Source organism: Pseudomonas sputi (genome assembly GCF_021603585.1).
GTDB lineage: Bacteria > Pseudomonadota > Gammaproteobacteria > Pseudomonadales > Pseudomonadaceae > Aquipseudomonas > Aquipseudomonas sputi.
Genome location: NZ_BQHI01000007.1, coordinates 300,244 through 310,186, shown reverse-complemented (window position 1 = coordinate 310,186; position 9,943 = coordinate 300,244). Strand labels below are relative to the sequence as shown.

Genomic DNA, 9,943 nt, shown 5'->3' with positions numbered 1-9,943 from the left:
TCTGAGCCATGATCAAACTCTTCAGTTCAAACATCTTTGGGTTTTGAGAAAACCCTAAACTTGGCTCAGCAATCGTTGGTTACATCTTTGATTTCTCGCGGAGTAACTTGTGATGCTGATAATCTTGCTGACTATCAGTCTGACTCCACAAGCACCCACACGAATTGCTTGATTCAGTTGTTAAAGAGCGGTTGGTTAAGATCTTTCGTCTCAACCGAGGCGCGCATTCTACAGCAGCCTCATTTGCTGTCAAGTGATTATTTTCAGAAGTTTTCGAAGATTTCTTCAACAACTTCAACCACTTGCGCTTCCGATCTCTCGTTAGCGGGAGGCGAATTCTACAGCGTCACACGCTGCTGTCAACACCTCTTTTTCTCCGCTTTCGACCGAGAAGATCGAACCGTTGAAAGCGCCGTAACAATCCGGCATTTCCAACTGCTTCCAGGCTTCGATAAACTGAAGCACTCCACTTCGAAACCTACTTAACTCATTGAATCTCAAGGAGTTTTCCGTTTCGACTGCGCCGGAAGTGGGGCGAATTATAGAGACTCAGAATCTGCCGTCAACCATTAATTTCGCTTTTCTTTCAATAAGTTGCAGATAGGCTGAAAAACACCCGATTCTGTCTATATAGAAGAAAGGATCAACGCTCCCTCTATATATAGAGAGAACAATCAGAGCACTCCATCCTCTTTCATCGCAGCCACTGCCCCCGCCCCCAAGCCCAACACACGCTGCAGAACCTCAAGCGTATGCTCACCCAGCAAAGGAGGCGCAAGCCGATACTCGACAGGAGTCCGCGATAACCGAATCGGGCTGGCCACCTGCGGCACCATTCCCGCGAGCGCATGCGGCAGCTCGATCGCCAAACCACGAGACTTCACCTGTGGATCCTCAAACACCTGCGACAGATCATTGATCGGCCCACACGGCACACCAGCCTGCTCCAGCTGACTCACCCACTCCGCGGTGGTCTTGAAAACCGTCGCCTGGCGGATCAGCGGAATCAGCACAGCCCGGTTCGCCACCCGCAGCTTATTCGTCGCGAATCGCGGATCGTCAGCCCACTGCGGCTGACCCGCCACTTCGGCAAACTTGCGAAACTGTCCGTCATTACCCACCGTGAGAATGAAGTCACCGTCTGCCGTAGGAAAATCCTGATATGGCACGATGTTCGGATGCGCATTCCCCAGCCGCTTTGGCGCAGCGCCCGTCGTCAGATAGTTCATCGCCTGATTGGCCAGGCATGCCACCTGCACATCCAGCAGCGCCATATCGATATGCTGCCCACCGCCATCGTGATCACGATGAGCCAGCGCTGCCAGGATCGCCACGGTCGAATACAACCCCGTCAGGATATCCGTAAGCGCCACGCCCACTTTCACCGGGCCGGCGCCCTCATCACCTTCAGGTCGCCCGGTCAGACTCATCAGCCCACCGAGACCCTGAATCATGAAGTCATAACCCGCACGCTTGGCATACGGCCCGGTTTGTCCGAAACCTGTGATCGAGCAATAGATCAGATCCGGATTGATCGCCTTCAGCGACTCGTAATCCAGGCCATAAGCCGCCAGACCACCCACCTTGAAGTTTTCGATCAGGATATCGGATTTGGCTGCCAGCTCCCGAACCAGCTTCTGCCCCTCGGGGCGAGTGAAGTCGATCGTCACCGATTGCTTATTGCGATTGGCCGACAGGTAGTAAGCCGCTTCGCTGGTGTTCTCGCCGTAAGCGTCTTTCAGGAAAGGCGGCCCCCAGGCGCGAGTGTCGTCACCATTGCCCGGGCGCTCGACCTTGATCACTTCCGCCCCAAGGTCGGCCAGAATCTGACCAGACCACGGGCCGGCCAGCACTCGCGATAAATCCAGTACCCGCAGATGCGACAGCGCGCCCATGGTCGCTCTCCTGTTAATAGAACGCCTGCAGGCCGGTCTGCGCACGACCGAGGATCAGCGCGTGAACGTCATGGGTACCTTCATAGGTATTCACGACTTCCAGGTTGACCAGGTGACGGGCCACACCGAATTCATCGGAGATCCCGTTGCCGCCCAACATGTCACGCGCCATGCGGGCGATCTCGAGAGACTTGCCGCAAGAGTTACGCTTCATGATCGAAGTGATTTCAACCGCAGCGGTGCCCTCGTCCTTCATGCGACCCAGACGCAGGCAGCCTTGCAGCGCCAGAGTGATCTCGGTCTGCATGTCAGCCAGCTTCTTCTGGATCAACTGAGTAGCGGCCAGCGGACGACCGAACTGTTGACGATCCAAGGTGTACTGGCGAGCGGTGTGCCAGCAGAACTCGGCGGCGCCCAGCGCACCCCAGGAGATGCCGTAACGCGCAGAGTTGAGGCAGGTGAACGGACCTTTCAGACCGCGCACGTCCGGGAAGATGTTCTCTTCCGGCACGAACACGTTGTCCATGACGATTTCACCGGTGATCGAAGCCCGCAGGCCGACCTTGCCGTGAATGGCCGGTGCGCTCAGGCCTTTCCAGCCCTTCTCCAGAACGAAGCCACGAATGTCGCCGGCATCGTCCTTGGCCCAGACCACAAACACATCGGCGATCGGGCTATTGGTGATCCACATCTTGGCGCCGGTCAGGCTGTAGCCGCCTTCCACTTTGCGTGCACGCGTAATCATCGCGCCCGGGTCGGAACCGTGGTTCGGCTCGGTCAGACCGAAGCAGCCAATCCACTCGCCGGAAGCCAGCTTCGGCAAATACTTCTGCTTCTGTGCTTCGGTACCGAATTCGTTGATCGGCACCATCACCAGCGAAGACTGCACGCTCATCATCGAACGGTAGCCAGAGTCGACACGCTCGACTTCACGGGCAATCAGGCCATAGCTGACGTAGTTGAGGCCGCTGCCACCGTACTGCTCGGGGATGGTCGCGCCCAACAGGCCGACCTCACCCATTTCACGGAAGATCGCCGGATCGGTCTTCTCATGGCGGAAGGCTTCGAGAACGCGCGGCGCGAGGCTCTGCTGGGCGAATTGCTCGGCAGTGTCGCGGATCATGCGTTCTTCTTCAGTCAGCTGTTGATCCAGCAGCAGGGGATCGATCCAGTTGAAGCTAGCTTTGCCGCCCATGAGTGAGTCCTCGCAAATCGGGTGAATTAACGTGGCATTGATCCTAGGCCCGCTTCGTCATCCCGGCAAACGAGGTTTTCGCATCCTGTTGTGCTAATTTCTCACTCCGAAACGTCGCGAAATGCCGATTAAGCAATGTATTAGTGAGGTTGACGTACATGCGCCGCAAGATACCCAGCACCACCGCCCTGATCAGCTTCGAAGCCGCCGCTCGACACGAGAGCTTTACCAAGGCCGCCGAAGAACTTTCCCTCACACAGGGCGCCATTTGTCGACAGATCGCCAGCCTCGAGGACTTCCTCAGCGTCGAACTGTTCCGACGCTCGCGTCGCGGAGTGAAGCTGACGGAAGCGGGCCTTTCCTACAGTCGTCGGGTCGCCACGCAACTCGACGCCGTTGAGCGCGACACCCTGTCGGTGATGGGCCAGCAAGGCACCAATGTGATTGAGCTCGCCGTGGTGCCCACGTTCGGCACGCAATGGCTGTTGCCAAGACTGAAGGACTTCCAGCTCAAACATCCGGAAGTGACGGTCAACCTGACCAACCGCACCCGCCCGTTCCTGTTTGCCGACACCGAATTCGATGCCGCCATCTACTTTGGCGATGCCGACTGGTCCGGTACCGAATCCCACAGGCTGATGGGCGAGAATCCGATGCCGGTATGCAGTCCCGTCCTGCTCGGCAACAAGACGAATCTGACACCCGATGAAATCGCCGATCTGCCGCTGCTCCAGCAAACCACCCGCCCCTACGCCTGGCGACAGTGGTTCAACTCGCAACACCTGAACATCCCCCGCGACATGACAGGTCCGCGCTACGAGCTATTCTCCATGCTGGCCCAGGCGGCCATGCACGACATGGGCATCGCGCTGATCCCACCCTTCCTGATTCAGCGCGAACTGGCCGAGAAACGCTTGGTGATTGCCAACCCGAACGCGCTCTCCAGCATCAAGGCGTATTACCTGATGATTCCAGAGCGAAAGGTCGAATCCGCGTCACTCAAGGCTTTTCGCGACTGGCTGGTGAACCAGGCACACAGCTACAACCTAGAAGGCTAAAGGGCTTCAGCGATTACTAACCCCGTAGTCAGGAAAATCAAAGCCCTACAGATATAACTATTTGTCGCAAATAGACAGACTGTATCCGAAAGTCGTACAGACGTCCCACAAGCGCCTGCCGGCGCGGCTTTGCGCCCTCATTCGCGACTCATTGCGGCCTATTCACGCCACCGATGAGAAATTTCTTCAAATTCATCCAGACTCCTTGAAAGGCACGGCCTGCAAGGGATTCAACTGGCCATCTGCGACATTCGGTCACGGGATGACTTGTAGTTAATTTTCCGTCACCCGTCATAATCCCTTGAAGGGCATAAACTTCGCCTGCAAAATGCCGCGCCCCGCCCTGATTTGGCGGGATCGTGCTGATCGGCCGCCCCAGTCGCACCATCCGCAGTGCATGGGTTTACTCAATAAGATCACGCAGGAGATTTGACGTGCACATTGGTGTTCCTCTCGAAACCCAGACCGGTGAAACACGGGTTGCTGCAACCCCGGAAACCATTAAAAAGCTGATCAGCCAAGGTCATAAGGTCACTGTGCAAACCGGCGCCGGCGTTAAAGCCAGCGTTGTCGACAGTGCCTATGAAGCGGCAGGCGCGACCATTGGCAGTGCCAATGACGCATTTGGCGCCGAGCTGATTCTCAAAGTGGTCGCGCCAAGCGATGCCGAACTGACGCTGATCAAGCGCGGAACGGTGCTGGTGGGCATGCTCAACCCGTTCAACAACGACACCATCGCGAAGATGGCCGAGTGCGGGATCACCGCGTTCGCCCTGGAAGCGGCGCCACGGACCTCTCGGGCCCAGAGCCTCGACGTGCTGTCGTCCCAGGCGAACATTGCCGGCTATAAGGCCGTGCTGCTGGCTGCTCACTATTATCCGCGCTTCATGCCGATGCTGATGACCGCTGCGGGCACCGTGAAGGCGGCGCGCGTGCTGATTCTGGGGGCCGGTGTAGCCGGGTTGCAGGCGATTGCCACGGCGAAACGTCTGGGTGCCGTCATCGAAGCGTCCGACGTACGTCCGGCGGTGAAGGAACAGATCGAGTCCCTCGGCGCCAAGTTCGTCGACGTGCCTTACGAGACCGATGAAGAACGCGAATGCGCGGTCGGCGTCGGCGGTTACGCACGCCCGATGCCGGCGAGCTGGATGCAGCGTCAGGCCCAGGCCGTGCACGAGCGCGCCAAGCAGGCTGACATTGTCATCACCACCGCACTGATCCCGGGTCGCAAGGCACCGACGCTGTTGAGCGCGGACACTGTGGCGCAGATGAAACCCGGCTCGGTGGTCATCGACCTCGCTGCAGCCCAGGGTGGCAACTGCCCGCTGACCGTGGCCGATCAGGTCGTGATCGAGAACGGCGTGACCATCGTCGGCCCGACCAACCTCGCCGGTGAAGTCGCCGCAGACGCCTCGGCGCTGTACGCACGCAACCTGCTGGACTTCCTGAAGCTGGTATTCACCAAAGAAGGCCAGTTCGAAGTGAACCTCGAAGACGACATCGTCGCCGCGTGCCTGATGTGCCGCGACGGCCAAGTCATCCGCAAAAACGCCTAAGCAGGGATTCAGACGATGGAAGAGCTTATCTCCCCCGGTATCTACAACCTGATCATCTTCGTGCTGGCGATTTATGTCGGTTACCACGTGGTCTGGAACGTTACACCCGCGCTGCACACGCCGCTGATGGCGGTGACCAACGCCATTTCGGCGATCGTGATCGTCGGCGCCATGCTCGCGGCTGCACTGACCGTCACCCCGCTGGGCAAGACCATGGGCACCCTCGCCGTGGCGCTGGCCGCGGTCAACGTGTTCGGTGGCTTCCTGGTCACCCGCCGCATGCTTGAGATGTTCAAGAAGAAAGCCCCGAAAGCAAAAGAAGAGGCGCCTAAGTAATGAGCATGAACCTCGTCACGACGCTCTACCTGATCGCGTCGATCTGCTTCATCCAGGCCCTCAAAGGCCTGTCGCACCCGACCACGTCGCGCCGCGGCAACTTGTTCGGCATGCTCGGCATGGCGTTGGCAATCATCACCACTGTCGGCCTCATCTATAAGCTGGGCGCTGAGCTTGCGACGGCGGGCATCGGTTACGTGATCGTCGGCCTGCTGATCGGCGGCACCGCCGGTTCGATCATGGCCAAGCGCGTTGAAATGACCAAGATGCCGGAACTGGTCGCGTTCATGCACAGCATGATCGGTCTGGCAGCGGTGTTCATCGCCATTGCGGCAGTGGTCGAGCCGCAGTCGCTGGGCATCGTCAAGCAACTGGGCGACTCGATCCCGGCGGGTAACCGTCTGGAGCTGTTCCTCGGCGCAGCCATCGGTGCCATCACCTTCTCCGGTTCGGTGATCGCGTTCGGCAAGCTGTCGGGCAAGTACAAGTTCCGTCTGTTCCAGGGTGCACCGGTACAGTTCAGCGGTCAGCACAAGCTGAACGCGGTACTGGGTCTGGCGACGCTGATCCTCGGCGTCACCTTCATGCTGACCGGCAACCTCGCTGCGTTCGCACTGATGCTGGCCTTGGCGTTCGTCATGGGCGTGCTGATCATCATCCCGATCGGAGGCGCCGACATGCCGGTGGTGGTGTCGATGCTTAACAGCTATTCCGGCTGGGCGGCGGCGGGTATCGGCTTCTCGCTGAACAACTCGATGCTGATCATTGCCGGCTCCCTGGTGGGTTCGAGCGGTGCGATCCTCTCGTACATCATGTGCAAGGCGATGAACCGTTCCTTCTTTAATGTACTGCTCGGCGGTTTCGGCAATACAGCAGACGCCGGTCCTGCCGGTGAGAAGGAAGCCCGTCCGGTGAAATCCGGTTCGGCTGACGACGCGACTTTCCTGCTGACCAACGCCGACACCGTGATCATCGTGCCGGGTTACGGCCTGGCGGTGGCCCGTGCACAGCACGCATTGAAAGAGCTGACCGAGAAGCTGACCCACCATGGCGTCACCGTGAAGTACGCGATCCACCCGGTGGCCGGTCGGATGCCTGGCCACATGAACGTATTGCTGGCCGAGGCCGAAGTGCCGTACGACCAGGTGTTCGAGATGGAAGACATCAACTCCGAGTTCGGTCAGGCCGACGTGGTGCTGGTGCTCGGCGCCAACGACGTGGTGAACCCGGCCGCCAAGAACGATCCGAAATCGCCGATTGCCGGCATGCCGATCCTCGAAGCGTTCAAGGCCAAGACCATCATCGTCAACAAGCGCTCGATGGCCAGCGGCTATGCCGGTCTGGACAACGAACTGTTCTACCTGGACAAGACCATGATGGTGTTCGGCGACGCGAAAAAAGTCATCGAAGACATGGTCAAAGCGGTCGAGTAACCCTCGCCGGCAACACCGAACGCCCCGACTTGTCGGGGCGTTTTTGTTTGTGCAAAACGTCGGACAATTTGCCGCGTTGTTGCAGATCCAGTAACGGTGTTTTACTTGAAACCCGCTAAATAGACGCCTCGTTTGCGACCTTGGTAGCGGGACAGGCGCTCGCGAAATTCACTAGACTGCGCATCCTGCTACTCGCTGCCCGAGAAAATAATCCATGTACCGTGACCGTATTCGCCTGCCTTCGTTGTTGGATAAAGTGATGAGCGCCGCCGACGCCGCTGCGCTGATTGAGGACGGCATGACCGTCGGCATGAGCGGCTTCACCCGCGCCGGCGAAGCCAAAGCCGTTCCCCACGCATTGGCCGAGCGAGCCAAGGTCACGCCGCTGAAGATCAGCCTGATGACCGGTGCCAGCCTGGGCAACGACCTCGACAAGCAACTGACTGAGGCTGGCGTGCTGTCCCGGCGCATGCCGTTTCAGGTCGACAGCACCTTGCGCAAGGCAATCAACGCCGGCGAAGTGATGTTCATCGACCAGCACCTGTCGGAAACCGTCGAACAACTGCGCAACCAGCAGCTGAAGCTGCCGGACATTGCCGTTATCGAAGCCGTGGCCATCACCGAACAGGGCCACATCGTGCCAACCACCTCGGTGGGCAACTCGGCGAGCTTCGCGATCTTCGCCAAACACGTGATCGTCGAGATCAACCTGGCGCACAACGCCAACCTCGAAGGTCTGCACGACATCTATATCCCGACCTACCGCCCGAGCCGCACGCCGATCCCGCTGGTAAAGGTTGACGACCGTATCGGTAGCACCGCGATCCCGATCCCGCCGGAGAAGATCGTCGCCATCGTCATCACTCAACAGTCAGATTCGCCGTCCACCGTGTCGTCACCGGATGTCGACACCCAAGCCATCGCCGATCACCTGATCACGTTCCTCAAGCAGGAAGTCGATGCCGGGCGCATGACCAACAAGCTCGGCCCGTTGCAAGCCGGAATCGGCAACATCGCCAACGCGGTGATGTGCGGGCTGATCGATTCGCCGTTCGAAGACCTGACCATGTACTCCGAAGTGCTGCAGGATTCGACCTTCGACCTGATCGACGCCGGCAAGCTGAGCTTCGCCTCCGGCAGCTCGATCACCCTGTCGGAGCGGCGCAACAGCGACGTGTTCGGCAACCTGGAGAAGTACAAGGACAAGCTGGTACTGCGTCCGCAGGAAATCTCCAACCATCCGGAAGTGGTGCGGCGCCTGGGCATCATCGGCATCAACACGGCCCTTGAGTTCGACATCTATGGCAACGTCAACTCGACCCATGTCTGCGGTACGCGGATGATGAACGGCATTGGCGGCTCTGGCGATTTCGCGCGCAACGCCCACCTGGCAGTGTTCGTGACCAAATCGGTTGCAAAGGGTGGCGCGATTTCCAGCGTGGTGCCGATGGTCAGCCACGTCGACCATACCGAGCATGACGTCGATATCCTGGTGACCGAGGTGGGCTTGGCCGACCTGCGCGGGCTGGCGCCACGGGAACGCGCCCGAGTCATCATCGATAACTGTGTGCACCCTGATTACCGCCCTGCGCTGAACGATTACTTCGACAAAGCCTGTGCCATTGGCGGCCACACCCCGCACATTCTGCGTGACGCCCTGAGCTGGCACATCAATCTGGAAGAAACCGGTCGCATGCTGGCGGTGTAATCCGCACAGATTTCCCGCTGGTGCCAACACAGTTTCGCCAGCGGGATTCTGAAAACCAATGTGACCGTCAAAAACTGTACTGCTGTACTGGTCTTTTCCTACAGCTTTTACCCACCTCACCCATTGAACTGGGCAAAAATGCACCAAATAAGCGCAGACAGGTACAGTTTGCGCAATTATGACCCGTACACCCTCTATAAACAGTTAACTGGTCACTCACAATACAGGTGAACTGTATCTAGAGAGTCTGGCCAAACGAGAGGATCATGGGCACCAGTTAAACCACTACCTAATCCCGCCACAAGCGGAAGGATGTCAACCATGGAACGTACACTCAGTTCCGAACTGTTCTTCGAAGACAAAGCTGTAAAAACCCAGGCTTCCCTGCCTCTGCGCGTTATCGCCAACCTGATGTTGTGGCAGCGCCGCATCTCCAGCCGCCACCAATTGGCTCGTCTGGACTCGCGTCTGCTGGCCGATGCCGGTATCAGCGAAGCACAACGCTACGAAGAGCTGAGCAAGCCGTTCTGGCGCTAAGCAGCGTCGCTGGCTCTGGTCGCTAGACCCACCGCCAGCAACCCGAATTGAACACACAAGACCCGTCGCGGGAAACCGCGACGGGTCTTGTTGTTTCAGGGCAGAGAAACCTGAATACCCAGCCTGAAACACCAAACAGGTACAGTTTATAATAAATAGATAAACGACAAGTACAGTTACGCAAAATATGTTCAGGCCTGCATCCTGACCACTGTGCGAATTCGC

The 9,943-nt window shown here is 58.4% G+C and carries 8 protein-coding genes; 6 read left to right on the top strand and 2 right to left on the bottom strand.

The genetic code is table 11. From position 1 onward, the window contains the following. Positions 1 to 674: 674 nt before the first annotated feature. Entirely contained in the window at positions 675 to 1,895 is a 1,221-nt protein-coding gene (locus L6D81_RS13450; protein WP_236180095.1) for a CaiB/BaiF CoA transferase family protein, read from the bottom strand. Positions 1,896 to 1,908: 13 nt separating this feature from the next. Next, on the bottom strand, positions 1,909 to 3,090 hold the full coding sequence (locus tag L6D81_RS13445; RefSeq protein ID WP_064379316.1) for an acyl-CoA dehydrogenase: 1,182 nt from the start codon (positions 3,088 to 3,090) through the stop codon (positions 1,909 to 1,911). Between the two features lie 158 nt (positions 3,091 to 3,248). Here L6D81_RS13445 and L6D81_RS13440 point away from each other — a divergent pair, with 158 nt between their 5' ends. The 6 genes from L6D81_RS13440 (at position 3,249) to L6D81_RS13415 (ending at position 9,718) form a co-directional block, all read left to right on the top strand. Beyond that, a complete protein-coding gene (locus L6D81_RS13440) occupies positions 3,249 to 4,148 on the top strand; it encodes a LysR family transcriptional regulator (protein WP_236180092.1) in 900 nt (299 codons plus the stop codon). Between the two features lie 434 nt (positions 4,149 to 4,582). Continuing rightward, positions 4,583 to 5,704, top strand: a complete 1,122-nt coding sequence (locus L6D81_RS13435) for a Re/Si-specific NAD(P)(+) transhydrogenase subunit alpha (RefSeq protein ID WP_011331831.1) — start codon at positions 4,583 to 4,585, stop codon at positions 5,702 to 5,704. A gap of 15 nt (positions 5,705 to 5,719) precedes the next feature. Then, the gene (locus L6D81_RS13430; RefSeq protein WP_003220416.1) at positions 5,720 to 6,040 is read left to right on the top strand and encodes an NAD(P) transhydrogenase subunit alpha part 2; all 321 of its coding nucleotides are present in this window, start codon (positions 5,720 to 5,722) and stop codon (positions 6,038 to 6,040) included. Further along, positions 6,040 to 7,473 carry an NAD(P)(+) transhydrogenase (Re/Si-specific) subunit beta gene (locus tag L6D81_RS13425; RefSeq protein WP_085613551.1) on the top strand — a complete coding sequence of 478 codons (1,434 nt, stop codon included), beginning with the start codon at positions 6,040 to 6,042 and terminating at the stop codon, positions 7,471 to 7,473. The genes L6D81_RS13430 and L6D81_RS13425 overlap by 1 nt, the downstream gene beginning before the upstream one ends. Positions 7,474 to 7,687: 214 nt before the next feature. Then, positions 7,688 to 9,181, top strand: a complete 1,494-nt coding sequence (locus tag L6D81_RS13420; protein ID WP_236180090.1) for an acetyl-CoA hydrolase/transferase family protein — start codon at positions 7,688 to 7,690, stop codon at positions 9,179 to 9,181. 321 nt (positions 9,182 to 9,502) lie between these two features. Next, positions 9,503 to 9,718, top strand: coding sequence for a DUF1127 domain-containing protein (locus L6D81_RS13415; protein ID WP_011331828.1), 216 nt, complete (start codon positions 9,503 to 9,505; stop codon positions 9,716 to 9,718). The last annotated feature ends 225 nt before the right edge of the window (positions 9,719 to 9,943 follow it).

Bases quoted from the DNA above. Each gene is read 5' to 3' on its own strand.
- L6D81_RS13450 (WP_236180095.1), bottom strand. From the start codon at position 1,895: ATGGGCGCGCTGTCGCATCTGCGGGTACTGGATTTATCGCGAGTGCTG.
- L6D81_RS13445 (WP_064379316.1), bottom strand. From the start codon at position 3,090: ATGGGCGGCAAAGCTAGCTTCAACTGGATCGATCCCCTGCTGCTGGAT.
- L6D81_RS13440 (WP_236180092.1), top strand. From the start codon at position 3,249: ATGCGCCGCAAGATACCCAGCACCACCGCCCTGATCAGCTTCGAAGCC.
- L6D81_RS13430 (WP_003220416.1), top strand. From the start codon at position 5,720: ATGGAAGAGCTTATCTCCCCCGGTATCTACAACCTGATCATCTTCGTG.
- L6D81_RS13425 (WP_085613551.1), top strand. From the start codon at position 6,040: ATGAGCATGAACCTCGTCACGACGCTCTACCTGATCGCGTCGATCTGC.
- L6D81_RS13420 (WP_236180090.1), top strand. From the start codon at position 7,688: ATGTACCGTGACCGTATTCGCCTGCCTTCGTTGTTGGATAAAGTGATG.
- L6D81_RS13415 (WP_011331828.1), top strand. From the start codon at position 9,503: ATGGAACGTACACTCAGTTCCGAACTGTTCTTCGAAGACAAAGCTGTA.